Origin of the sequence: Mesorhizobium ciceri biovar biserrulae WSM1271, from assembly GCF_000185905.1 — a bacterium.
Classification (GTDB): Bacteria; Pseudomonadota; Alphaproteobacteria; order Rhizobiales; family Rhizobiaceae; genus Mesorhizobium; species Mesorhizobium ciceri.
Genome location: NC_014923.1, coordinates 5,675,527 through 5,699,881, shown reverse-complemented (window position 1 = coordinate 5,699,881; position 24,355 = coordinate 5,675,527). Strand labels below are relative to the sequence as shown.

Genomic DNA, 24,355 nt, shown 5'->3' with positions numbered 1-24,355 from the left:
GCAAGAGTTCCGGAAAGATCGCCGGTGAAGCATTGATCCTTGAGGTCCTCGTGCCCGCAAGGCTGGCGGCGATGTCACTGCGTCTTTCCCGAGCCATTCCAGGCGACCTTAGCAGCGCTACTTCCAACGTCGCGGAGGCCGCGCTTCGACACATCCGCCCGCCCCAACGTCCGCTCTTCGCGAACTCGATTCTACCGCACAAACCTGGCACCTGACATGGATCAGGGCGGGCAGAGGGCAGCTGCGCAATTGATGCCGAGCGGATTGGCGTCCGCCCGATTCGGGATCAGGATTTGCGATGAAATTCGGCACAGCGATCGTCGTGGTGGGCTTTTTTGCCTTTGCAGCCCTGGTGGCTGCTGGCTTCGGCATTGATGGACCTTTCCGCCAGCATATGGGGGTGCTGTCTTTTGCCCTTATTGCCTTTATCGGGATCTTGTTGCGCAACTCGGAGTTCAAGCCGGCCGCTCCGATCGGCCCGTCCGCCTATATGGACGGTCCGATCCGCTACGGCGCCATCGCCACCATGTTCTGGGGCGTCGTCGGCATGCTGGTCGGCGTCGTTATCGCGCTGCAGCTGGCCTACCCCGATCTCAACGTTCAGCCTTGGTTCAATTTCGGCCGCTTGCGGCCGCTGCACACGTCCGGGGTCGTCTTCGCCTTCGGCGGCAACGCGCTGCTGTGCACGTCATTGTACGTCGTGCAACGCACTTGCCGCGCTCGCCTGTTCGGCGGCGATCTCGCCTGGTTCGTCTTCTGGGGCTACCAGCTTTTCATCGTCATGGCGGCGACTGGCTACCTGCTCGGCATCACCGAAAGCCGCGAATACGCCGAACCCGAATGGTACGTGGACATCTGGCTGACCATCGTCTGGGTCGCCTACCTCATCCTGTTCCTTGGCACGATCCTGAAGCGCAAGGAGCCGCACATCTATGTCGCCAACTGGTTTTACCTCTCCTTCATCGTGACCATCGCGATGCTGCATGTGGTCAACAACCTTTCGATGCCGGTCTCTTTGCTCGGTTCCAAGAGTTACTCCGCCTTTTCCGGCGTCCAGGACGCGCTGACGCAGTGGTGGTACGGCCACAACGCCGTCGGCTTCTTCCTCACCGCCGGCTTCCTCGGCATGATGTATTATTTCGTGCCCAAGCAGGCGAACCGGCCAGTCTATTCCTACCGGCTCTCGATCATCCATTTCTGGGCACTGATCTTCCTGTACATCTGGGCCGGGCCGCACCACCTGCATTTCACCGCTCTGCCCGACTGGGCACAGACGCTCGGCATGGTGTTCTCGATCATGCTGTGGATGCCGTCCTGGGGCGGCATGATCAACGGCTTGATGACGCTGTCCGGAGCCTGGGACAAGTTGCGCACCGACCCGATCATCCGCATGATGGTGATGGCCGTCGCCTTCTATGGCATGTCGACCTTCGAAGGCCCGGTGATGGCTATCAAGGCGGTCAACTCGCTGTCCCATTATACCGACTGGACAATTGGTCACGTGCACTCCGGTGCACTCGGCTGGGTCGGCATGATCTCGTTCGGCGCGATCTACTACATGGTACCGAAGCTCTGGAACCGTAACCGGCTCTATTCGCTGCGGCTGGTTACCTGGCACTTCTGGCTGGCGACGCTCGGCATCGTCGTCTACGCCGCCGCCATGTGGGTGTCCGGCATCACGCAGGGCCTGATGTGGCGCGAATACGACGGGCAGGGCTTCCTGGTCTACTCCTTCGCCGAGACCGTCGCTGCCATGCGCCCCTACTACGTCATGCGCGCCATAGGCGGCGCCATGTATCTCTCGGGCGCCCTGATCATGGCCTGGAACATCGCGATGACAATCCTCGGCCATCAACGCGAGGAGAGGCCGATGTCGGGTGCCCCGCCTGTCCTTCAGCCTGCCAGGGAGCCAAACCAATGGGCTTGATCGACAAACATGCCATTATCGAGAAGAACGCCACGCTTCTTCTCGTAGGCTCCCTTCTTGTCGTGACTGTCGGCGGTATCGTCGAAATCGCGCCGCTCTTCTATCTCGACAACACGATCGAGAAGGTGGAAGGCATGCGTCCGTACTCGCCGCTCGAGCTCGTCGGGCGCAACATCTATGTGCGCGAGGGCTGCTACCTCTGCCACAGCCAGATGATCAGGCCGTTCCGCGACGAGGTCGAGCGCTACGGCCACTACAGCCTGGCCGCCGAGTCGATGTACGATCACCCCTTCCAATGGGGATCGAAGCGGACGGGGCCGGATCTGGCCCGGGTCGGTGACCGCTACTCGAACGCCTGGCATGTCGCGCATCTCTCCGATCCGCGTTCCGTTGTCCCGGAATCGATCATGCCGAGCTACGCGTTCCTGAAAGACACGCCGATCGAGGTGAAGGACTTCTCGACGCATCTGGTTGCCAACAGGCGCGTCGGTGTCCCCTACAGCGATGACATGGTCGCCAACGCCAACGCCGATCTGATGGCGCAGGCTGATCCCAACGCCGACACATCAGGTCTTGAGGCCCGTTATCCCAAGGCCAAGACCGGCGACTTCGACGGCAACCCGCAACAGGTCACCGAAATGGATGCGCTCGTTGCGTATCTGCAGATGCTCGGCACGCTGGTCGATTTTAAGAACTACGACGAAGGCGCCGGTTACCGCTGAGGAGTTTTCCATGAATTACAATCTTATGCGGGAGTTTGCCGACAGCTGGGGTCTGGTTGCCATGGCGCTTTTCTTTGCGGGGGCAAGTGTCTTCGTCCTGCGTCCCGGCAGCCGTAAGTTGGCGGACGAAGCTGCCCGAATTCCGCTTCAGGACGAGTGATCATGAGCGAGGAGCACATCGATGAAGTCTCTGGGGTCTCGACCACCAGCCACGAATGGGATGGCATCCGCGAGCTGAACAACCCGCTTCCGCGTTGGTGGATCACCATCTTCTACGTCACCATCGTGTGGGCGATCGGTTACACAATCGCCTATCCGGCATGGCCACTGCTGCATTCGGCGACGACGGGTGTTCTCGGCTATTCGAGCCGCAATGACGTCAAGAACGAACTGGCGGCTGCGGAAGCAGCGAAGAGCAAATACCTCGCGGCGGTGAAGTCGAAAAGTGTCTCGGAAATCGAATCGGATGATGCCTTGCGCGAATTCGCCATCGCCGCCGGCGGCGCCGCATTCAAAGTCAACTGCATGCAGTGCCACGGCTCCGGCGCCGAAGGATCCAAGGGCTTTCCCAACCTGAACGACGACGACTGGCTGTGGGGCGGCAAGGCCGAGCAGATCCAGCAGACAATCACGCATGGGATACGCTTCGCGGCCGATCCAGACACCCGACTCTCAGAAATGCCCGACTTCGGCGACATCATCACCGCCGACGAGATCCAGCAGGTTAGCGCATATGTCGTCAGCCTCTCCGGCAAGGTCGCCGATGCAAGTCTGATCCAACCCGGTGCCAAGGTCTTTTCCGACAATTGCGTCGCCTGTCATGGTGAGAACGCGGAGGGGAACAGGGAATTTGGGGCCCCCAATCTCACCGACGCCATTTGGCTGTATGGGGCCGGCGAGGCAGCGGTCGCAGCCCAGGTCCGCGGGCCAAAGGAAGGTGTCATGCCGGCCTGGCTCGGCCGTCTCGGCGAGATCAAAGTCAAGGAGCTTGCGGTTTATGTCCATTCGCTTGGCGGCGGAGAATAGGAAGGAAGCCCTATTCTCGGCCTCCCCCTGCCAAGCGACGAGGCCCGGCGCGAGCCGGGCCTCGACACCATTTCGGCTGCGTCGCTTATCGATGCGGCACGAATACCCCTTCTGACATCGGATGGGAGTGGCACGCACGTGCGCAATGATACGCGAACAGAACGGCTCGAAGGCTCGGCCCCAAATTCCTCGAATACCCGCCAGCCGCATTATGCCGGACGCAAGAAAATCTTCCCAAAGCGCGCCTCGGGCAACTTTCGCCGCTTCAAATGGCTGGTGATGGCGATCACGCTTGGCATCTACTACCTGACGCCGTGGCTGCGTTGGGATCGCGGTCCATTTGCCCCGGACCAGGCCGTGCTGCTCGACGTTGCCAATCGGCGTTTCTACTTCTTCTTCATCGAGATATGGCCCCAGGAATTCTTCTACGTGGCCGGTCTCCTGGTCATGGCCGGCGTTTGCCTTTTCCTGATCACGTCGACTGTCGGCCGTGCCTGGTGCGGCTATACATGCCCACAGACGGTGTGGGTCGATCTGTTCCTCGTCGTCGAACGCGCGATAGAGGGTGACCGCAACGCCCGCATGAAGCTCGATGTAAGTCCCTGGACCGCCCGCAAGCTGATGCTGCGCGTATCGAAGCACGCCGTCTGGTTGGTCATCGGTGCGGCGACCGGCGGCGCCTGGATTTTCTATTTCGCCGATGCACCGACACTTGTGGGCGAGCTTTTCACCGGTACCGCCGCGCCTGTCGCCTACATCACCATCGCCGTGTTGACGGCGACCACCTACACGTTCGGCGGGCTGATGCGCGAGCAGGTCTGCACCTATATGTGCCCATGGCCGCGCATCCAGGCGGCCATGCTCGACGAGAATTCGCTCACCGTCACCTACAATGACTGGCGCGGCGAACCGCGCTCGCGTCATGCGAAGAAGGTGCAAGCCTCGGGGCATTCCGTCGGCGACTGCGTCGACTGCAATGCCTGTGTCGCGGTCTGCCCGATGGGGATCGACATTCGCGACGGCCAGCAGCTCGAATGCATTACCTGCGCGCTGTGTATCGACGCCTGCGACGGTGTCATGGACAAGCTCGGCAAGGAGCGCGGGCTGATCGCCTATGCGACGCTGTCCGACTACAACGCCAACATGATGCTGGCGACCGCAGGCGGCTCCAGCCCAGTCAGTCCATCGCTCGTCAGGACCGCTGGCGGCACCTTCTCCGATCAGGTGGCGCATTTTCACATTCGCAAGATCTTCCGGCCGCGCACCTACGTCTACATGGGCCTGTGGTCGCTGATCGGGCTGGGCCTGCTCTATTCGCTGCTGACGCGCGATCTGCTCGAACTGAACGTGCTGCATGACCGCAATCCACAATTCGTCACGCTATCCGATGGCTCCATCCGCAACGGCTATACCGTCAAGCTGCTCAACATGATCCCCGAGCCGCGGACGCTCGTCGTCACCATGCAGGGCCTTGAAGGCGCCGACATGGTCGTCGTCGGCGACGACATCCCGGCACGCCGCTCTTTCGCCATTCCGGTGGAACCCGACCGCCTGAAAATGCTGAAGGTCTTTGTGCGCCAGCCGGCGGACCAGATCCGCGCGCCGGCGCAGACTTTCAAGTTCCGCGTCGAGGACAGAGCCAGCTTCGAGTCGAACGAGTACACCGCCACCTTCAACGCGCCGGAGGCCCCCAGATGACTGCCAATGTACAAAAGCCTCGTGAATTTACCGGCAGGCACATGCTGGCCATCATTCTCGCCTTTTTCGGCGTGGTCATCGCGGTCAATCTGACCATGGCGACGCTCGCCAGCACAAGCTGGACTGGCCTTGTCGTCGAAAACACCTATGTGGCGAGCCAGCAATTCAACAAGAAGGCCACGGAAGGACGGGCACAGGCAGCCCTTGGCTGGACCGGCAAGCTGACCATCGCATGGGGTGAAGTCCGCTACAGCCTCACCGATGCCGCTGGCAAGCCAGTTCCCCTGCACGGCGTCAAAATGCTGTTTCGTCATCCGGCTTACGAGAAAGAGGACGAGTCTGTCATGCTCGAGCTCGGCTCCGGCCAGGAATTCGCCGCGCAGCATATGCCCAAGGACGGCGTCTGGATCGTCGAGATCGACGCCGACGCCGGCCTGGATAAACCGTATCGCGACATCCGCCGGATCATGATCTCCCATGGAGCGCTACAATGAGCTGTTGTGCACCGGGCGCCGAAATGGCGCTGGACCTGGGCAGCGCGGCATCGGTGCTGCCATCCAGCCAGGAAATCAGGCTCGCGAGCCGCTCGCTTGGCGACGATCTTCGTCAGACCGATCTTTCAGTGCCGATGGTTCATTGCGCAGCCTGCATCCGGACGATCGAGACGGCGCTGGCGAAACTCGATAATGTCGAAGGCGCGCGTGTCAACCTGTCGACGAAGCGGGTCGCGGTCCGGTGGCGTGGAGACAAGGTGCCGCCTTTCGTCGCTTCACTGGGACGGCTGGGCTACGAGGCGCATCTGTTCGCCGCCGAGATCGATAAAAATGACAAGACGCTTGCCGAGCTGATCCGCGCCGTTGCTGTCGCGGGCTTTGCCGCAGGCAACATCATGCTGCTTTCGGTCTCGGTCTGGTCCGGCGCCGAAGGGGCTACCCGCGACCTGTTTCACTGGGTCTCGGCGCTGATTGCCATCCCGGCGCTCGCCTTCGCCGGCGGCATCTTCTTCCGTTCGGCCTGGAATGCACTGCGCCATGGCCGCATGAACATGGACGTGCCAATCGCGGTTGGGGTGTCGCTCGCTTACGCGATGAGCCTCTACGAGACGATCAACCATGGCGATCACGCCTATTTCGACGCGTCGGTATCACTGCTGTTCTTCCTTTTGATCGGCCGCACGCTGGATCACGTGATGCGCGAACGTGCCCGCACCGCGGTGAAAGGCCTGTCGCAGCTCGCCGCGCGTGGCGCCATGGTGCTGCGCGGCGACGGCGCGCGCCACTACCTCCCGGTCGGCGAGATCGAACCCGGCATGCGGTTGTTGATTGCAGCCGGTGAGAGGATCCCCGTCGACGGCAAGATCATTCAAGGGGCGTCGGATCTAGACTGCTCGCTGGCCTCAGGCGAAAGCACGCCGAAAAACGTGGCGCCGGGCGAAGTCGTGCAGGCCGGTGTGCTCAATCTTACCGGCCCGTTGACCATCGAGGCGATGGCTGCCGTAAAGGATTCGTTCCTGGCAGAAATGGTTCGGCTCATGGAGGCCGCCGAGGGCGGCCGCGCGCACTATCGCCGCATCGCTGATCGCGTTTCGGCGCTCTACGCGCCCATGGTTCATCTCACCGCCTTCGTGACATTCCTGGGCTGGATAGTGGCAACCGGCGACTGGCACCGGGCGACAACCATCGCCATTGCCGTTCTGATCATCACCTGCCCGTGCGCGCTCGGCCTCGCTGTGCCGATCGTGCAGGTGGTCGCCGCAAGGCGCCTGTTCGAGAACGGCATCATGGTCAAGGACGGCTCCGCCATGGAACGCCTGGCAAGTGTGGACATTGCAGTGTTCGACAAGACCGGAACGCTGACGCTTGGCCAGCCCCGGCTGGTCAATGCGGGCTCGATTGATCCGGGCATGCTGGCAGTCGCGGGAGGCATGGCCGCGCATTCCCGCCATCCGTTTTCAAAGGCCATAGCCGGCTTTGCCATTCCTGGCGGGCAGCTCAAATTCGATGCCGTCACCGAGCATCCGGGATTTGGAATCGAAGCCACTGACGCGGGAAGCACCTGGCGACTGGGCCGACGCGGATGGGCTGGCTGGAAGACTCGAACCGGCGGTGAAGGCAAACACGGCTACGGCGGAACGGTGCTGACGAGAAACGGGATGATCGCCGCATGCTTCGTTTTCGAGGATGCATTGCGCGCCGACGCCAGAGCGGCCATCGATCAATTGAGCGACGCCGGGGTTCCCGTGGAGATGCTGTCGGGCGATACCGCGGCAGCCTGTGCCGAGGTTGCGAAGTCACTCGGAGTCGACGACTTCGTTCCGTGCCTGCTGCCATCCGGCAAGCTCGAACGCATCGAGACCCTCGCGAAAGTTGGGCACAAGGTTCTGATGGTTGGCGACGGCCTCAACGATACGCCGGCGCTGAGCGCAGCGCATGTCTCGATCGCACCGGCCACCGCCGCCGATGTTGGCCGCAACGCGGCGGATTTCGTCTTCCTGCGCGAAAGCCTCCTGGCGGTGCCGCTCGCACTGGACATCTCGCGCAAAGCAGGAAATCTGATCCGGCAGAACATCGCAATCGCAATCGTCTACAATGCGGTGGCAGTCCCGATCGCTATCTCGGGGCACGTCACACCGTTGATCGCCGCAATCGCGATGTCCGCCTCGTCGCTGCTAGTCATCGGGAATGCATTGCGCCTGGAAGGCTTTGTTCGGCACACACCAGCGGAAACTGTTGCCGATGATAGACACTCCAACAATGGCGGATGGGCACAGCTGTAATGACGACGCTTGCCTATTTGATACCTGGGACCCTGCTCCTCGGCGCGCTTGGGCTGTCGGGCTTCCTATGGGCGTTGAAAAGCGGTCAATACGAGGATCTCGACGGGGCAGCAGAGCGTATCCTTCTCGACCATAACGACAAGCCAGAAGGCTGATTCAAGCCGCTCCGCAGACGACCGCGCGGAATGAGGTTGCATAGGGCAGCTTCACTGCCGCCGGTTGACGCTGATCTGTGAAAAGCCTGTGTCGCGGCAGGATTACGTCGCCCCTTCCGCCCAATATGCAGGCGTTGATCGTCTAACCGCGGTCGCCGGATTTCTCACGCCCATTGACCCAGATCAGGGTTATCTACTCATCGGTGTGGTTTCATGGGTCAGTCTTTCAAGGAGAAACCATGCCTAGGTCGACTAATCGCGCCGCCGAGCGCCTCGCGATCGGTCTGGATCAACACCCACACATCGAGCCTTTTGCCCGATTGTTCCACGGGTATGGCAGGGCGTCTCTTTCGGCTGAGCGAGCGTGGCGAAGTCGAGGTGGATGCTGAACATGGCATGCGTATGCCAACGTTTTGTTTGCAGGAGTGAATGGATGTCGCGATTTCGCCTATTGACAATCTTTATGTCGGGAATGCTGGGAACGGCGGCGTTGCCGGGTCCAGTCGCCTCGGCACCAGTCCTTAACCCCGCCAATCGCAATGCGCTGGTCGAGCAGAACGAATCACTGATGCTGGAGAACAGGCTGAGGCGGCAGCAATTTCAGCAGCAGCAGCACTTCCGTGCCCAGGATCGCGAGATCGCGCCGCTGCAACGGCGCGATCGTATGCTTATTTGCCAGCTTCAGCCGTCAAGCAACGGCTTTGTGAGCATCTGCCGCTGATGAGGCGGCTTGCCACCTATTTAGGCGGCCATAGCTCGCGCGCGTCGTGCTTAAACTAGCATCAAAGGCGTCTTTGATTTCGCAGTTCGTGCTTGGGCACTGGAGAGCCTACGCGATGGCGCCATGTTGATGGCCGAGTCCGATTACAGCTTCGACATCATTGTCGTTGGAGCGGGGCCGGTCGGACTTTCCTTCGCCGCGTCGCTTGCCCAGAGCAAACTCAAGGTGGCGCTTGTTGAAGCGCAGGCCCTGGAAAGACTGGCCAATCCGGCTTTCGACGGTCGCGAGATCGCGCTGACTCATGCCTCGATCAGAATCCTTCGGGAGCTCGGCGCCTGGGATATCATTCCCGCTTCGGACAAATCACCACTTCGAGGCGCGCGCGTGCTTAACGGTTCGAGCGGTTTCGCACTGCGTGTTGATGCTCCAAGGGCGTGTGGAGAACCACTCGGAATTTTGGTCCCGAACTGCCGCATTCGCGATGCGCTGTTCAAAATCGTTCGGATGCGTGATCAGCCAGAGCTCCTGTGCGGCCACTCGGTCATCGATGCAACGACCAGCCACAAAGGAGCCGTGGTAAGGCTTTCCGACGGCATGCAGTTGAGCGCCAGGCTTGTTGTTGCCGCGGACTCGCGCCTGTCCCCCACGCGTGATCTGCTCGGCATCGGCGCCGACATCAACCGGCTTGGCCACTCGATGCTGATCTGTCGGGTGCGGCACGAGCGCGACCATCACCATGTGGCAACCGAATGGTTCGATCATCATCAAACGATAGCGATGTTGCCTCTGGGGGAGGGGGTGTCCTCGCTGCTGCTCACTCTGCCCTCAAGCGACGTCGACAGACTGCTTGCCTTCAGCGACGAATTGTTCGTCAGGGAATTGACGAAGCGGTGTCGAGGCCGTCTCGGTGAAATGACATTGGCAAGCAACCGCCACACCTATCCACTGGTCACCACTTGGGCGCACGAATTCAGGGCTCCGAGCGCCGCACTCATCGGTGACGCTGCTATCGGAATGCACCCCGTGACGGCGCATGGCTTCAACATCGGCCTCAGCAGCCAAAAGCAACTCGCCGATGCAATCCTGACTGCAAGTCGGGACGGCCGTGACATTGCCGATCCCGACATGCTGCACGGATACGAAAGGCGGCTTCGCCTGTCCGCGGCGCCGCTCTACCATGGTACGAATATGCTCGTCCGACTCTACTCAAGCGAGCGACTGACGGCACGGCTTGCACGCCATGCGGCTCTTAGGTTCGCCCAACATTTTCCTCTTATCCGGCACGGCATTTCGGCCATGCTCAAACGCTGAAAGCAACCAGCAGCTCTGGAGCTCGTGGACTTGTTGCGACGACCGCTCGGCAAAGGTGGCATCACCGCCCAAATCATCAGTACCGCCGCGTCAGCGAACGCCTGTTCGGTGAGGTTGTGGTGAGACGAATGAGCGGTATTTCGGCGCGGATCATCGGCCGGCGGCGAGCTGAATGACCTCAATGGTCCGGGTTTGAATCGGATTCCACAAGGCTGATTCCTGGAAAACCACTGCGCAAGATCCCGTGCCGCTGCAACTGCAAAACAAGCGGACCCCGTGCGCTTGGGGCGGAGAATCCTTCGATGCGGCCTAGGAGCGCTCCGTCGGTTCAGGCAAGGACGTGACTGCGCGCGAACGGGCCGGGTGAGGGGAAAGGCTCCCCCGGTCCGAGCACAAAGCGCCCAGCGGGATGGCGGCGCGTTAAGGAGCAAACTTCCCTGACGCCGATGCTCTCGCGCCGCAAATTTGATCGGTGCCCAGGTGAACGGAACTTTTCTCAAGAACCATGGTTTCGCATCTGCGAAGCACGTATCTGCTCCCCGCATGTGCCAAGGAGATTCGCCATGAATGTTCGCGAGTTGCTGGACCAAATAAAGGACCTACCGCCTGAGACTTTGGTCTGTGTCGCCGAGATCGATGAGGCTTTTGCGGCCAATGCCGCCAATGTTGAAGCCGTTGAGAGCGCCAAAATCCAGAGCCGCAAGCAAGATGGCACCGAGGCTGTCGAACTCGCCAACGGGACTGAAAAAGTCGTCGTGATCCGCTGGTAATACCCGCGGTAGATGTACCAGCCTTTCGGCGGGCAGGTCTGGCTTCCTGCGCCGGCACGTGGTCGGCTTCGTGCAGTAGGAAGTGGCAACGAAACGATTGTCCCCGCCTTCGATGCGAACTCCCGGAACGATGCAGACTGCAGACGTCCTCTGTTTCCCTTCGGCCGGCTCGGGGAAAAACGCGGAACTGAGGCCTCAATTAGACAGCCTCACGCGAGCCACGCGTCGAGAATTCGCCTCCCCAGCATCGACGAGGCAGACCAACGTCATCAGGTCAATACTGCCGCGGTCAACGCTCCGAATGTTCTTCCGAGGTGAACTCTACTCTGAAAGTCCAGCCCTGCGCCAGGCGTGTTCTACACCCACATGGCGACGCACTTTGTTTCGGCCCCGGCACGCCGGTAGAGAGAACGAAACGGTTAGAGCAGATGTAGCTGGGTTTCCCGGGCGGGCTTAGAGCGGACGCAGTAGAATTCCTCAAGGCGGCCTATAAACTCGCTCTGCCCTCCATAGCTAGGGTGACGAACCGCAGTTGCCTCAAGGCCGAGGTCCACCAAAGCTGCTTGGGCATCGCGTCCAATGGCAACAAGATGTTTCGGCTGCAAGGTGTCGATCAGCGCTTCCAAAAAGGGTTTGCATGCCAATCGCTCGCTACGGGTATGACACCGATTTGTCATCGGCTCATTGGGGCCATGCGGATGAAACGGAAAGACGTTCCAGAGAAAGATCGGTTGTTCGATTGAGCGCAGCATCTGCCATACAACGGTGGCGGTGCGCTCGGCCACGGGGGGGCCTTTAGTCGCTCTCATGAGTGGTTCAGTACCGAGAAGTTCTGAGTGCCAATCAAGATGCGCCTCGTCAGTTAATGCCAGGCCCGTTCGGCGACCGCCCCGATAGCCAAGATCTCGAGCAATCCAGAAGGAATCAACTCCTCTCTCGATTGCTGCACTTAAGACGGCTTCCAGGTTCCGCCGACGGACTCCTGGCGCATCTTCGGCGTCAAATTCTGGGCACGCATCGGCGTAGGGATTGAACGCGTTGGCAAACTGGTAGGACGCGAGTTCTTCGACAAAGTCAGCTGGTTTCATGGCGCAAGCTCTTCCACCATCATATCACGTTTGTCCAGATCAAGGATGAGGCGCCCACGTCGATGCTGTCGCAAAAAGCGATAGGCGGCGTTTCCTTTCAGGATCGCTTCTTCCCAAAGCCACAGCGGGCACTGCTCCGCTTCAAAACCCTGGACGAAACTCCTGACCGTCTTCAGCAGGTTGAAATCAACCTCATCGCGTCCCTCGAAGAACTGATGTTCTTTGGCTCTCGCGAAAACGTAGGCCGCAACACCTTCTTCGAGAATAATCGCGCGGGCACCGTCCTCGCCGTCATCGACTTTGGTCTTGCTCTTCCGTTTGAGCTTCAATAGGGCCCGCGTTACCGGCGACCAACCAAGGATGGCTGCATAGGCATAGTGAAAAGCGTCGTGAAAGCGATAGAAGTCTTCCACGACACTATTGTCGGTGAGGCGGTCCCCGATATTGACGCCGTTGCAGCGCTGATAAACGTATTGTTTGGGGCCAGAATTGCGCTCGAAAATCTCAATCGCGAGTTTTCGAGGCAGCTGCTCCTCAGAGGGGAATTCCAGATCAAACAGCGGAGGGGGAATGCGGTCCGTTGGCCAGCGATCCTGCGCCTTCCGCAGATTGTGAACCGCCGCGTCCCCCAAGGTCACGCCTGCCTCGTTGGCCGCGTGCACCAAATTGCGGAAAATCATTTTTAGCTTTTGTGCAAAAGCGATTGGGTCGCAGTCTGACAGAGCTTCACCGTCGCTATTGGTAAGATTGCCTACCGAATTGGCCAGTTTCAGAAGCGTTCGTGCGAATTCCGTCGTGGGAGCTGCGAGGTTAAGCGTTTGTTGCGGTTGCAGATTCACGAAGCGAAGCGCCTCGTTAGGACCGAACTCGAATTCCTCTGCAATATCAGCTAGCCGGATATTTGCATGGGCTGCAATGACCGCCAGGTACCAAAGCGCATCGCCGAATTCCTCGATCACACCGCTTTCGTACGAGTCGTAGGCTTTGGAGTCCCGCTGCTTCTTTTTCACCTCGCTAAGTAAACTGCCGGTTTCACCAAACAATCCAAGGATTGGCAGGCTCAAATTTCTGGATTTCAGGCCTGTTCGATCCGTCTTGAGCGCTAAATCTTGATATTCGTTTAGTGATAGAGTCGATCCATCCATCGCGAATCCCCCACCAGGGCAGATTGCCAGATGATCACGATATAAGGAATCGCAGCGGCTGAACTTCCTCCCGCTGTTGCTCGTCGGCAACAGGTAATTCGGGGCAAAACGCTCGGTTGATCAGAGAACTGCAGCTGCGCTGAAGGCGCCAAACGCTTCAGCGTCACCAATGTCCAGGTTCACCGACATACCCGCGTTCGGGCAACGTCTTCAGCCAACCCTCAATAGCGGCCCGCTGCCCGTCGGGAAAACGGCATTTGTGGCTTGGCCCTTTTTTGATCAGAAAACGCAGGTGTCCAGGGATAACCGGAGCCGATTTTCCGAAGTATGCGAAGTCGGTCGCAAGCATGACTTTTTCCGTGTTACCGGTATCGCGTTTCCGATTTCTGACACTCAGAGTACCATCGTCTTCACTATGGAAAGAGTCGATCTGCTGGAATGTGCCGTCGTGCGCCGTGTGGTAGATGTTGTCGCCGTAGCGATGCATCATGCTGCCGTTCATGTTTGGCTTTTTGCGCGCGAAGCGCGGGTCTGACCAATAGCCATCGAAGGAGGTGATTTCCGATATTCGCATCCAGTAGACGAGGTAGCCGGTAGCCCGCAGGTCAGCCGAACCTGTTCCGATTATGAGGTCGCCTGCGCTAGCGAATTTTCGGATTATCGGTTTGCAGTTTGCTAGCGTACATACACCCCAGAACGGGTTCGGTGCAAAGCCAAGGTCATGTTCGACGACGTAGGAGTAGATTCGGCTCACGGCTCAACACTTGTTGCGTTTGGTGTGAGGCTTTGGTCTTTTCTCCCCGCCTGGTTGTTCCCAGACATCGGTCTCGCCCTTTAGAGTCGGCATCAAGACTTCAGAATCGCGGTCAACTGTGGTAGCGTATTTCCCGATCGAAGCGGGAACACCGCCTGTGCCCTCCTGGTCCGTGTGCAGCCAAATCGCCACGACCCGAATGCCAGCACCGGCAAACGCCATCGTTCGCGCATCTATGGTGCCGAGATCTCCTGGGACTGCTGGGAGCCCGACGACGCCGATGTCAGTGTCCGGGTCGACTGAGGACATGTCACTCGGAACATCGTATCGTGGATTGAAACCTGCCCCTTGCAGGATCGTCTCGATTGTAGCACGGTCGCCACCGTTGAAATGTTCATTAAGAATGAAAGCGTCTGCCATTCACGGTCCTCCTAAGGCTTTAAAAGCCATGCTCGCAATGACGCCGGCAACCGCAGCAACCGCAACACCGCCAGCAAGTGTCATTATACCGAATGCGTAGGAAATGCGTCGCTCGATTTGATCCATCCTTTTGTTGATGGAGTTCAGCGATGCGGTCTCGGCGGGGAGTAATCCCATCAAAGTCGTGTCGATCTCCCGAAATCCCGGTTTTTGCCGGGCGTATTGTTCCGTCGCGCCTTCGAGACGCGCAAACCAGATCAGGAATGCGTCCTGATTGCACCGCACCGTCACTGTCTGCGGTCCTGCGTTGAAGACAGCGAACAGAAGCTTTCCTTTGTAGCCCGGATCGACGTGAAATCCGCTTACATTCACAAGACCGCTGTTTTTTAGCGTACTCTTCATGTTGATGAAGCCGAGAAGGTCATTCGGGAGCGTTACGAACTCTCGCGTGGTCAAATAGGCGAACTGCCCGGGCGGTATTACGATAGCCGCCTTGTGCCCTAAGCGTTGAACCAGGCCCGGCTTGCGGGTGTCTCGACCTTCCGGGCTGATGAAAGCTTCGTCACCGATCCGCAGTGTATAGGCTGCGCAATCGACCCGCTGCGGGGCGAATGGTGCGATCCAGCCGCCGCCATGTTCAGCGATGAGCTTACCCGATAGAAACATTAAGTCTCCTGAGCGTAAACCTGCCTGCGCGCAAGCTGTCGTCGACGATCGTCCACGAGAGCGTCGAGATCAAAATCAGCCGCTTTTGCGCTGTGAACGATCCACTCTGAAAGCGCGGCGTTTGCAGCAAGGGCGATCGCACGGAATTCCTCGAGATGATCGATCTTCTCGCATGCATCGGCAAAACGTCCGGCGTGGTCGGTAAAGGCGAGGTCGGAGGTCGCACCACCGACCAATCCCCCGGTTCCTACATCCGGCAATCGTTGGTTCAGCGCATTTGCAGCGCTCAGCACAACGAGAAACGCGTCGACGAGCGTTTCGCTTCTGGTTTTGACTTCGGCATCACCCCGGGCAAACCGTCCCGCGTATTTCGCGAAATGTAAGCCGTAATGCTTCAGGCGATCCGCGCGCGACAGCGACAATATGTCCAAGTGATTGTGCAGATCGTGCTCATACTGTGCTCGCTGTCGCGACCGCATCGAAATGCGGGGCTTCTCCGGGCTCGCCTTTCGATTCTTAGCTGTGATCGGCGCCATTGTTATAGCCCGCCTCCGCCTGCTCAAGTTGCTCATATGCCAAGATGCCGGCCATCAGCATCGCCTGGATCGGCTCGATTTCCGCGGAGACCGCTTTAGTCACTTCGCCAGCGTCAATTTCAAAGCGTTTGGCAAGCCGAAGAGCCTTTTCTTGTTCTCCCTCGATGCATCCGATAACGATGCGTTGGCCGAGAAAGTCCACCTCGATCTGTCCGATATCCTCAAAGGCGGGGAGCTTTGCGTCGTTCATAAAATCATTCCTTTGATTGCAGCCCCTAAATTTCGTATACGGGCGCAGATTTATCGAGCGCCAACCCGATGTTGCATACTGCTACGGCTCGACTAGGCCGCCAGGCCTGTTGGACCGTCGCAAGCTGTTATCAACTCGAAAATCTCGCCGCGTTGCAGGTCTGGATCGAGACACGCATGCGTGGACTGGATTGTCAGCGTCCCAATCTCAAAACCCGTTTCGTTGGCGATGAACTGCAGCAGGCGGCCGAGGCCAATGAGATTACCAAGCGTACGCTGGACGTAATAGTGGTTGCGATAGACGGCCATCATGCTGAGCCGCCAGATATTTCCCTGGCGCTCGGGCTTTAGCTCGATGAAGCTCAAGCATTGCCGGTTCATTTTCTTTCGCAGATCGCGAGCCGGATCGAAGAGGGCGATCTCTGTCACGTTGCCGAAGAACTTTGCTTCTCCGCTTCTCATCGCCCGCAGCGTCTCGATATTCGCGGAAAGCTGATTGACGGTTCCCGCACCCCTTCCGCCGCCGTTCGGCCAGGCGACCATACGCTGAAAATAGCGACCCCACTCGCCCTGACGATGCATGCGGCGCTCGTAGACCTGCATGTAACGCTTCGTCAGCGCGTCGATGCCGTCGCCTCTATCAAGGGCGGCAGGGAAGATCGTATTGGCGACCGTGCTGACGCAGCATCTGTCATGATCGCGCAGAAACGCGTCGACCTGACACACAATCTCGTCCTCTCCTGGCGAAAATCCGGTCGGATTTTCGATATGGAGCATAAGCCCGTGTTGATCACCGTCGGCCTTGAGCCGGCGGGCTGCCCTAACCCATGCGGAGACGGGGGTGGGTGCGGGCGTCATAGGATTATACATCGTCGGATGCTCCATGTTGGATGACGAAGGCGCCAGCAAAGCGGCGGGTGAGGTAGGTTTCGGAAAACCAGGCGTAGCCCGCCCATCCCCATCTCAGTCCCCAGGAGTTGCGGACCAGAAAATGCGATGCGCCGTTAACGTAGCCGTATCCGGCTAGGACGACCGCGTGCGCCAGTGTAGGATCGATTGGAATATGATCTTCCGCCATCAGCGCCTCCGGTCCGATGAACCGTGCTGGCTGGTAAAATGCGGACGAAATGAACAATGTGATGACGACAGGTGACCCCGAGTCGATCTCAGAGCGCCAGCGATCAGAATCGCTGCTTCGTTGACCGGTATCACAGCGGACGACGACTGGGCGTTGCCCGGCCGGTTGATAGGGATTGAGGCAAACTTCGCGATCTTGATAAGGCCAGAACTCCTCATCTGGTTGGCCGTCATTCAAGATCGCTGTACACGTCGCTTCAATCGTCGAGCCTTGGTCCGGCTGCAACCCATCACGTCGCGTTGCGTGGTAATAAAGCCATTCAGGAGACAACTGGGTCGGGTGCTTATGCGCCGCTCGGTGGGTCGCGCTCGCCGCGAAAGACAGGCAGGTTGGGCGGCGACCTTGATCGCGAGCCGGCTCAAGCTGGTTTCTGAGATCGGCGACGACATTCAACATCAGCGCGCAACGCCCGCGTGTCTGAACGAGGGGCGAAACAATCCTGCATCGTGCGAATAGACAGGTCTGTAATCGAACGACCATCGTTTAGGATTGTCGTCCGGAGCCCACTGCCGGCGCTCCCACAAAGTATAGACTCCGTGCACGGTCGCATCTGAAGCCCGCGCGAGCACATGCCGGATCGCGGGAGCCCCAACCACCCCTTCGGTGACCTGTTCGCGGCCATCTTTCAGTATCGCGAAGCCGGCCATTTCCAGTTCGTCGAAATTCCAGACGTAACCGGCGTTGCTATCTTCGCGCAGCTTGACCACGAACAAGTCGTCTCGGCCGGCTTCGATCACCGTACCCTCGTCTCGCTCCGTCAGGTGCCACACATCGATGTTTTGCGTGGACCCAATTGGATAGTCGGGCACGAGTGCACGCTTGATCGTCGCTGGTTGCGCTTTGACAAGCTGCGTCCGGATTCCGGCCCCAATAACCCTGTTGCGCACTAGCGCGTAGAGTGTCGCGCGATAGCTTGCGCCAACGCGCAAAGCCAATTGGTAGACGACGTCTGCCTTCTGAAGATGCTGCGGCGTCCAATGGTGACGCTGCATGAGTGCCGTAATCAGCCAGTCAGGCACGAGGAAGTATGACGCGAAAGCATCGGCTTCTTGCTCGGCGGGTGGAAGGTTGATGTAGTCCCGAGCATGATCCGGCGACCGGCGCAGAATACTATCATCATCCGCATGGGGATCGTGGTTCAGCACATGGTGGCCAAGCTCGTGCGCAGCAGTGAAGCGCTGTTGGCCAAGCGGACGGCGCGTCGTCAGAATGATCCCTGGATTGCCGCCCTCGCGCAGATAAGCCCCCAAGAGCGGTTCAAGCTTCCGGAAAAGCAAGGGGACGTTCTGTCGGTAGATCGAACCGAATACGTCCACGCGATGCCCTCGCGCGGCGCCTTGATCCAGGCCGAGGTCGCGCTGCAGGCGAAGCGCTGCCCGCATGCCTTTCAGGACTGCGTCGCGCGTGGGCGCCCTAGCCATTCTTGTTCACCTTCGAACGGGAGCGCAGGAATTCCGCAAAGCTTGCCAGCTCACCCCTGTCGTTCTCTGACAGATCGCTTACTGTGCGCGCCAGAAATGCGACGTCTTCGGGCACGTGCAGCTGCTCGGATTCGCCGGTAAACCAGGATGTCGGCCGCTCGTACAGAACGGCTAGGCTTTTCATTTCGAGGGCGCCGACCCCCCTCTTGCCCGCCTCCATTTCCGAAATTGCCGAGCGGCGGACTTTCAGGTGGTTTGCCGCTTCTTCTTGTGTGATGCCCACATATTCACGCGCGTCCTTGAGGCGCTTGCCGAGCCGAACGGCCTCCGGGTTTGGACCTGCGAATCCAACAGGGGTCCGTGCCATATTACACCTCCTCGGTTTCGGGCTGGCTCACTCTCCACGCTTCACGACATGTCTCCATGACGGTCACGACGCAGTGTTCGACACTACGGAAGCCACCAGCTGGCATTACGTCGTCCGGAAGGTCGAGTGCGAACTCTTCCTCGATGCGCAAAACAACCCGGACCATCACGAGCGAGTCGACCGCAGGCTCCCATGCCGCACGTGGAGCAGGACGGTCATTGATGGCCGTACTGATTTCATTTCGGATTGCGTCTTCAAACGCTTGAGCAGGGAACATGATGATACCTCGCATGTCCATTTATCCGACTCGAATCTAGCACATGTCTGAAAAACAGACAACGGGGGCTCTGCGTGGCGCGGTTTATCTAAAGTTTGCTGCGACCCTAGAGCAGCGGTGATAGCAGCTTTTCTGGTTTGGGCCGAAGGAGACCGAATTGGGCATTACCCCGCCGGCCGGATTCAAATGACTGCAACCTGCGGGATCGCAACCAATGTCGTTGCGGCCAATGGGGTGCCAGCGGAATGGCCTTTCTGGCTAGTTCGTCCCAGGACCGGCTCGTCCGCTTGCGGCACCAATGCGGTCATTCGCCAACAGGCTGCGAATAGTCCAAAGCTCGTATACAGTCGAATTGTAGGAAATTCGTCGGTGCTCCGTGGGCCAAACGGATGCGAAACCAAGCAGCCGTTGTCCAGTCTCGGTTTGCATACCGGGTCCGATGGATCCGCCGAAATGGCGTCCACGCGCCTTTCTGTTTGGCGCTGCGAAGGCGCTACCGGAAATGATGCAGTCAAAAGGATGCATGCTGCGACAGCGACTACATTGTTGTAGCGTTTTCAACAGCGTAAGAATCCGACGGTATTTGGGACGGTATTATAGAATTTCGGAAAAAAATTGGGTAGCAAAATCAGTGTGTTGAAATTCCGGTTGATCATCGAGTGGGAGTAGGGGGATTAGGCGGCAACAACGTGGTTTCGGCTGGCCTCGCCCTATAGGATGCCGTCGGTTCGATCATCAGGCGGATTCTCCCAAGCCGAATGCGAAACTACTTCAAGGCAGCAGCTTATGATCCGGATGGAGCCAGATGTGTTCCAAATCTGCAAGTTTCGCTGCCGGAGACTTCAAATTTGGCTGGATTTATGTTAGTGTAAGTGCAATGTAGCACAAGACATACGCTGCCTGAAGATATGGCACATGCTCACGGAAATTGTCGACTCGCTTTATGAAGCAGCGTTCATTTCAGAAAAATGGCCCGCCGTTCTCGAGGGGGTCACCGGTGCTGCGGCGTCGAAGGGTGGGGCACTCTTTGTTTTCGCCGATGGATTGCCTGTCCGTGGCAAGGCGGTTCCGTCCCTGCAGGGCCTGATGAAGGAAGTCACGGCAGACGAGACGTTGCGGCTTTCCACCGCCGCCACGCGCATGAGCGAACTGCGGCCGGCAAGCTTCATCGATGTCGACAGCTTCATGACCCCACAGGAAATTCGGGACGATCCAGTGCGTATCCGGTTGCGCACACTGGGGCTCGGGGCAAATACCTGCGCGGCGATCCCGATGCCTAGCGGCGAGCTCGTTATGTTCGTATTCCAGCGCGGTCTGGAAGATGGCGCCTATGCACCGGAGCATCTTGGATTGCTCGACCGCTTGCGGCCCGACATGGCGCGCGCCAGCCTTGCCGCCACGCGCCTTGGCCTGGAGCGCGCCCGCGGCACGGTGAATGCCTTGGCCACGATCGGACTTCCGGCGGCCGTCCTCGCCAGCAATGGTCGCGTCAGGGCAACGAACACGCTGTTCGATCAGGAAAAGACGCTCTTCGTGGCGACGGCGTTCGGCGGTATCGCCCTTGCCAATCCGGAAAGCAACCGTTTGTTCCAGATGGCCGTGCAGGCTCGCGACGGCGAACCCGTTTCGCGCTCCATTCCGCTGCGCAGCGCCTTGCCTCCGCCGGTCGTGGTGCATGTCCTGCCGCTCAAGCGGGACGCGCATGATCTCTTTGGCGGCTGCGATCTGCTCATTGTCGCCACCGCGATCAGCGCCAGCGCGCTGGTGCCTTCGCCGACCATATTGACCGGCCTGTTCGACCTGACGGCGGCGGAAGTTCGGCTCGCCACCGCGCTGGCCAAGGGCCTTAACCTGCAGGTGGCGGCGGCTGAAGCCGGCCTGCAATTCTCGACCGTGCGCACTTATTTGAACCGTATCTTTCGCAAGACGGGAACGAATCAACAAAGCCAGCTTGTTGCGCTTTTGAAATCGGCACATCCATTCCAGCAATGAGTTATCGGATCTAGGCGATTGCACGTGATGTCCGACTTGCACGGCGCGGCCCGGAGGCGGGCACACCACACCTTCCAGGAGCCGCCGGCAATGCTCTTCATCCCGGAAGGCGACGATCATTTCCTCAACCGTCCGAATGTTGGAAAGCGTTGCCAGCAGCATTTCAGACATCAAGCTCTCCTTTTCCACGCCCCAAGAACCGCATAAAAAGCACAGATTGCAATGCGGAGAACATCCACACACCACCCCTGTTTGCGCCGGAAGACGGCGAATGGAAGATCTATGGGCTTTCGGTGAACGTGAGCAGAGCGTGCCGCCAGCGCCAAGCGGTCAGGAAGAAAAGCCCGCAAAGCCCGTCACGCCAGCGCCTCCGCCCAAGCTTCCATCCACGTCGGCAAAAGCCGGCAAGCGTCAATGGGAACCCCTAAGGCCAGAGCCGGGGGGCACCTTCATTTTTGCTAATTGACGATGGGCCGGAAACGAGGGCGGCATCCCAGGCTCAGCACCAGTGCAACTTGCGCGAGAGCTTCCATGTGTTAGGCTTCTTCACGAAAACGTGAGCATTCGAAGGATCGAAGGGCCCCCCATGGCTGACGTCACCACCGAAGCGGTATCCGCCGTTGTTGGCAGGGTCTACGAAGCCGCCTACGACCAGGAACGATGGTTCGACGCGGTCACCAGCCTGCGTGACCTGTTCGGCGGTTCGCGCGCGTGCATCCTGCACGTCAGCCCGCGGACGGCCAAGGCGGTCGCATCCGACCTCGACCCGGAATTAAGTTCGCAAAAGGCCATCGACACGTTGATGCGCGATCCTCTGACAGCGGCGTCGGCGGCCTTGCCCGTCGGCAAAGTCTATCGTTGGCCGCCGCCACCTGATGAGCCGGCGTTCCGCCGCAGCGAACTCTGGCAGGACTGGCTAAGGCCGCGTGACATCTATAAGGGGCTCGCCTGCAACCTGATCGCCGCCAACGGGTCGCACTGGATTTTGAGTGTCGATCGCGGTCCGAGGCAGGACGCGTTTGGCAAGGAAGACATCGAGCTGTTGCAGAAGATCGTGCCGCATGTCCTGCGCGCCGGGCAGATCGGCCGGCGGCTTGAAAACACCTCGGCGCTGGCATCGGCGTTCGCGCGTCTGCCCTTCGGCGTCCTTCTGGTCAACGGTCACTGCCAGATCGCGCAGATGAACGAGGCCGCCGAAGCGATACTGGCACGGCGGGACAGTCCGTTGACTCTCAAGGACGGCACGATTGTCGCCACCGGTGTGCAGGATACGCAGGAGCTGCAGCGGCTGGTCGTGGATGCTTGCTCGTTGGTGGACGGTGTCATGCGGGGAACCGGCGGGACGCTGCTAGTGCCATCGGATCGCCAACGATCCGACTTGGCACGGCTGGTGCTGTCGGTGGCGTCTTTCGTCGATGCCCGCGCCTACAGCCTGGCATCCGAGCGCTGCGCGATGATCATGATGACAGAGGTTGCCTGCCGCATTCCCGAGGGCTTCGAAATGCATGTTCACGGCCTGGAAGACGGCGCCCACGAACCGGAGCATTTTGCGTTGCTCGACCGCCTGCGACCCGACATGGCGCGCGCCAGCCTCGCGGCCACGCGCCTGGGCCTGGAGCGCGCCCGCGGCACGGTGAATGCCTTGGCCACGATCGGACTTCCGGCGGCCGTCCTCGCCGGCAATGGTCGCGTCAGGGCAACGAACACGCTGTTCGATCAGGAAAAGACGCTCTTCGTGGCGACGGCGTTCGGCGGTATCGCCCTTGCCAATCCGGAAAGCAACCGTTTGTTCCAGGTGGCCGTGCAGGCTCGCGACGGCGAACCCGTTTCGCGCTCCATTCCGCTGCGCAGCGCCTTGCCTCCGCCGGTCGTGGTGCATGTCCTGCCGCTCAAGCAGGACGCGGACGCGCATGACCTCTTTGGCGGCTGCGATCTGCTCATTGTCGCCACCGCGATCAGTGCCAGCACTCTGGTGCCCTCGCCGACCATATTGACCGGCCTGTTCGACCTGACGGCGGCGGAAGTGCGGCTTGCCACCGCGCTGGCCAAGGGCCTTAATCTGCAGGCGGCGGCGGCTGAAGCCGGCCTGCAATTCTCGACCGTGCGCACTTATTTGAACCGTATCTTTCGCAAGACGGGAACGAATCAACAAAGCCAGCTTGTTGCGCTTTTGAAATCGGCACATCCATTCCAGCAATGAGCTATCGGATCTAGGCGATTGCGCGTGATGTCCGACTTGCACGGGCTTTCCGCAAGCGCGATCGCGGCCCCGACTCCGAGTCATTTTAGCATCATATGGTGACTAGGCGGCTCGCACTCTTCCCGGCAATGTTCTGCATTGGAGTTGACCGGTGTGGTTCCCGGATGGGCCCGGACCTCTTCCACCGAAATATGGCCAAAGAGGCGTTCATGAAGACGGCGATCTATTTCATCGGAGTGGCGGCGGCCGCGGCCGTGGCGATCGTGGGCTTTCCGCAATTCATAGCGACAGCGAAGACAACCTATGATCGCTGCCCAGGCACCCTGGAGCATGGAAGGTGCGGAGGTTCACGCTTTTTTGTGCTCGTCACGGATTCGGGAAAACACAAAAAGCTCCGTTCCTCCTCCAGCTCGTCTGGACACTCGAGCTCAGGCATATGGGGTACCTCCGGACAGAGCCCACGCTCTTCCGGGCAGGGCGGCAACACCAGTGGCGGCACGTCGGGCGGTACGTCCGGCGGCACATCGGGCACTTCCGGACAGAGTTCCGGTACGTCAGGCAACACCAGTGGCGGCACATCGGGCGGCACGTCGGGCACTTCCGGACAGAGTTCCGGTACGTCCGGCAACACCAGTGGTGGTACGTCCGGCGGCACCAGTGGTGGTACGTCCGGCAACACCAGTGGTGGCACGTCCGGCAACACCAGTGGTGGTACGTCCGGCAACACCAGTGGTGGCACGTCCGGCAACACCAGTGGTGGTACGTCCGGCAACACCAGTGGTGGCACGTCCGGCAACACCAGCGGTGGTACGTCCGGCAACACCAGTGGTGGTACGTCCGGCAACACCAGTGGTGGCACGTCCGGCAACACCAGTGGTGGCACGTCCGGCAACACCAGTGGTGGCACGTCCGGCAACACCAGTGGTGGTACGTCCGGCAACACCAGCGGCGGCACATCGGGTGGATTGGGCGGCGGATAATCCAGCTCAGTCAGCT

The 24,355-nt window shown here is 59.7% G+C and carries 26 protein-coding genes and 1 pseudogene; 14 read left to right on the top strand and 13 right to left on the bottom strand.

Going from position 1 to position 24,355, the window contains the following annotated elements; translation table 11 throughout:
• The first annotated feature begins 298 nt into the window (after nt 1-298).
• The 11 genes from ccoN to MESCI_RS27535 all read left to right on the top strand — a co-directional run bounded on the left by ccoN (nt 299) and on the right by MESCI_RS27535 (nt 11,106).
• A complete protein-coding gene (ccoN, locus tag MESCI_RS27590; RefSeq protein ID WP_013533258.1) occupies nt 299-1,927 on the top strand; it encodes a cytochrome-c oxidase, cbb3-type subunit I in 1,629 nt (542 codons plus the stop codon).
• Nucleotides 1,918-2,649 carry a cytochrome-c oxidase, cbb3-type subunit II gene (gene ccoO, locus MESCI_RS27585; RefSeq protein ID WP_013533257.1) on the top strand — a complete coding sequence of 244 codons (732 nt, stop codon included), beginning with the start codon at nt 1,918-1,920 and terminating at the stop codon, nt 2,647-2,649. Before ccoN ends, ccoO begins: the two co-directional genes overlap by 10 nt.
• A gap of 10 nt (nt 2,650-2,659) precedes the next feature.
• Nucleotides 2,660-2,809 (top strand): CcoQ/FixQ family Cbb3-type cytochrome c oxidase assembly chaperone, encoded by a 150-nt coding sequence (locus tag MESCI_RS27580; protein ID WP_013533256.1) that lies wholly within the window; start codon nt 2,660-2,662, stop codon nt 2,807-2,809.
• A 2-nt stretch (nt 2,810-2,811) separates the two neighbouring features.
• The gene (gene ccoP, locus MESCI_RS27575) at nt 2,812-3,675 is read left to right on the top strand and encodes a cytochrome-c oxidase, cbb3-type subunit III (protein WP_013533255.1); all 864 of its coding nucleotides are present in this window, start codon (nt 2,812-2,814) and stop codon (nt 3,673-3,675) included.
• 138 nt (nt 3,676-3,813) lie between these two features.
• Nucleotides 3,814-5,373, top strand: coding sequence for a cytochrome c oxidase accessory protein CcoG (gene ccoG / locus MESCI_RS27570; protein WP_013533254.1), 1,560 nt, complete (start codon nt 3,814-3,816; stop codon nt 5,371-5,373).
• Nucleotides 5,370-5,867, top strand: a complete 498-nt coding sequence (locus MESCI_RS27565) for a FixH family protein (protein ID WP_013533253.1) — start codon at nt 5,370-5,372, stop codon at nt 5,865-5,867. The genes ccoG and MESCI_RS27565 overlap by 4 nt, the downstream gene beginning before the upstream one ends.
• The gene (locus MESCI_RS27560; RefSeq protein ID WP_013533252.1) at nt 5,864-8,149 is read left to right on the top strand and encodes a cation-translocating P-type ATPase; all 2,286 of its coding nucleotides are present in this window, start codon (nt 5,864-5,866) and stop codon (nt 8,147-8,149) included. The genes MESCI_RS27565 and MESCI_RS27560 overlap by 4 nt, the downstream gene beginning before the upstream one ends.
• Nucleotides 8,149-8,304 carry a cbb3-type cytochrome oxidase assembly protein CcoS gene (gene ccoS / locus MESCI_RS27555; protein WP_013533251.1) on the top strand — a complete coding sequence of 52 codons (156 nt, stop codon included), beginning with the start codon at nt 8,149-8,151 and terminating at the stop codon, nt 8,302-8,304. Before MESCI_RS27560 ends, ccoS begins: the two co-directional genes overlap by 1 nt.
• Before the next feature lie 433 nt (nt 8,305-8,737).
• Entirely contained in the window at nt 8,738-9,025 is a 288-nt protein-coding gene (locus tag MESCI_RS27550; RefSeq protein WP_013533250.1) for a hypothetical protein, read from the top strand.
• A 123-nt stretch (nt 9,026-9,148) separates the two neighbouring features.
• On the top strand, nt 9,149-10,336 hold the full coding sequence (gene ubiM, locus MESCI_RS27545) for a 5-demethoxyubiquinol-8 5-hydroxylase UbiM (RefSeq protein WP_013533249.1): 1,188 nt from the start codon (nt 9,149-9,151) through the stop codon (nt 10,334-10,336).
• 563 nt (nt 10,337-10,899) lie between these two features.
• Complete coding sequence (locus tag MESCI_RS27535) at nt 10,900-11,106, top strand: hypothetical protein (RefSeq protein ID WP_013533248.1); 207 nt, start codon at nt 10,900-10,902, stop codon at nt 11,104-11,106.
• Between the two features lie 419 nt (nt 11,107-11,525).
• Here MESCI_RS27535 and MESCI_RS27530 read toward each other — a convergent pair whose 3' ends face one another.
• The 12 genes from MESCI_RS27530 to MESCI_RS27475 all read right to left on the bottom strand — a co-directional run bounded on the left by MESCI_RS27530 (nt 11,526) and on the right by MESCI_RS27475 (nt 19,182).
• Nucleotides 11,526-12,194: a uracil-DNA glycosylase gene (locus tag MESCI_RS27530; protein WP_013533247.1), complete on the bottom strand. Its 669-nt coding sequence runs from the start codon at nt 12,192-12,194 to the stop codon at nt 11,526-11,528.
• Nucleotides 12,191-13,339, bottom strand: coding sequence for a nucleoside triphosphate pyrophosphohydrolase family protein (locus tag MESCI_RS27525; protein ID WP_013533246.1), 1,149 nt, complete (start codon nt 13,337-13,339; stop codon nt 12,191-12,193). Before MESCI_RS27525 ends, MESCI_RS27530 begins: the two co-directional genes overlap by 4 nt.
• 163 nt (nt 13,340-13,502) lie before the next feature.
• Nucleotides 13,503-14,093 carry an Nmad2 family putative nucleotide modification protein gene (locus tag MESCI_RS27520; protein WP_013533245.1) on the bottom strand — a complete coding sequence of 197 codons (591 nt, stop codon included), beginning with the start codon at nt 14,091-14,093 and terminating at the stop codon, nt 13,503-13,505.
• Between the two features lie 3 nt (nt 14,094-14,096).
• Complete coding sequence (locus MESCI_RS27515; protein WP_013533244.1) at nt 14,097-14,513, bottom strand: hypothetical protein; 417 nt, start codon at nt 14,511-14,513, stop codon at nt 14,097-14,099.
• A complete protein-coding gene (locus MESCI_RS27510) occupies nt 14,514-15,179 on the bottom strand; it encodes a dCTP deaminase (RefSeq protein ID WP_013533243.1) in 666 nt (221 codons plus the stop codon).
• Complete coding sequence (locus tag MESCI_RS27505) at nt 15,179-15,715, bottom strand: hypothetical protein (RefSeq protein WP_013533242.1); 537 nt, start codon at nt 15,713-15,715, stop codon at nt 15,179-15,181. The genes MESCI_RS27510 and MESCI_RS27505 overlap by 1 nt, the downstream gene beginning before the upstream one ends.
• Entirely contained in the window at nt 15,696-15,965 is a 270-nt protein-coding gene (zapA, locus tag MESCI_RS27500) for a cell division protein ZapA (protein WP_013533241.1), read from the bottom strand. Before zapA ends, MESCI_RS27505 begins: the two co-directional genes overlap by 20 nt.
• A 92-nt stretch (nt 15,966-16,057) precedes the next feature.
• On the bottom strand, nt 16,058-16,834 hold the full coding sequence (locus MESCI_RS27495; RefSeq protein WP_013533240.1) for a hypothetical protein: 777 nt from the start codon (nt 16,832-16,834) through the stop codon (nt 16,058-16,060).
• Complete coding sequence (locus MESCI_RS27490) at nt 16,827-17,498, bottom strand: C1 family peptidase (protein ID WP_013533239.1); 672 nt, start codon at nt 17,496-17,498, stop codon at nt 16,827-16,829. Before MESCI_RS27490 ends, MESCI_RS27495 begins: the two co-directional genes overlap by 8 nt.
• Nucleotides 17,498-18,484, bottom strand: coding sequence for an ImmA/IrrE family metallo-endopeptidase (locus tag MESCI_RS27485; RefSeq protein WP_245262908.1), 987 nt, complete (start codon nt 18,482-18,484; stop codon nt 17,498-17,500). Before MESCI_RS27485 ends, MESCI_RS27490 begins: the two co-directional genes overlap by 1 nt.
• Nucleotides 18,485-18,515: 31 nt before the next feature.
• Nucleotides 18,516-18,890 (bottom strand): helix-turn-helix domain-containing protein, encoded by a 375-nt coding sequence (locus MESCI_RS27480; RefSeq protein ID WP_013533237.1) that lies wholly within the window; start codon nt 18,888-18,890, stop codon nt 18,516-18,518.
• A 1-nt stretch (nt 18,891) separates the two neighbouring features.
• The gene (locus MESCI_RS27475; RefSeq protein WP_245262907.1) at nt 18,892-19,182 is read right to left on the bottom strand and encodes a hypothetical protein; all 291 of its coding nucleotides are present in this window, start codon (nt 19,180-19,182) and stop codon (nt 18,892-18,894) included.
• A 900-nt stretch (nt 19,183-20,082) separates the two neighbouring features.
• Between MESCI_RS27475 and MESCI_RS27470 the strand changes: the two genes are divergently transcribed.
• A complete protein-coding gene (locus MESCI_RS27470; protein WP_013533235.1) occupies nt 20,083-21,159 on the top strand; it encodes a helix-turn-helix transcriptional regulator in 1,077 nt (358 codons plus the stop codon).
• Nucleotides 21,160-21,216: 57 nt separating this feature from the next.
• Here the strand turns inward: MESCI_RS27470 and MESCI_RS27465 are convergent.
• Nucleotides 21,217-21,330: pseudogene (locus MESCI_RS27465) on the bottom strand (IS1595 family transposase); the annotation flags it as partial.
• A gap of 337 nt (nt 21,331-21,667) precedes the next feature.
• On the opposite strand from MESCI_RS27465, the gene MESCI_RS32440 reads away from it, so the two are divergent.
• Complete coding sequence (locus MESCI_RS32440; protein WP_210161354.1) at nt 21,668-23,359, top strand: helix-turn-helix transcriptional regulator; 1,692 nt, start codon at nt 21,668-21,670, stop codon at nt 23,357-23,359.
• A gap of 191 nt (nt 23,360-23,550) precedes the next feature.
• Nucleotides 23,551-24,339, top strand: a complete 789-nt coding sequence (locus MESCI_RS27455) for a hypothetical protein (RefSeq protein WP_210161353.1) — start codon at nt 23,551-23,553, stop codon at nt 24,337-24,339.
• Nucleotides 24,340-24,355 lie beyond the last annotated feature (16 nt).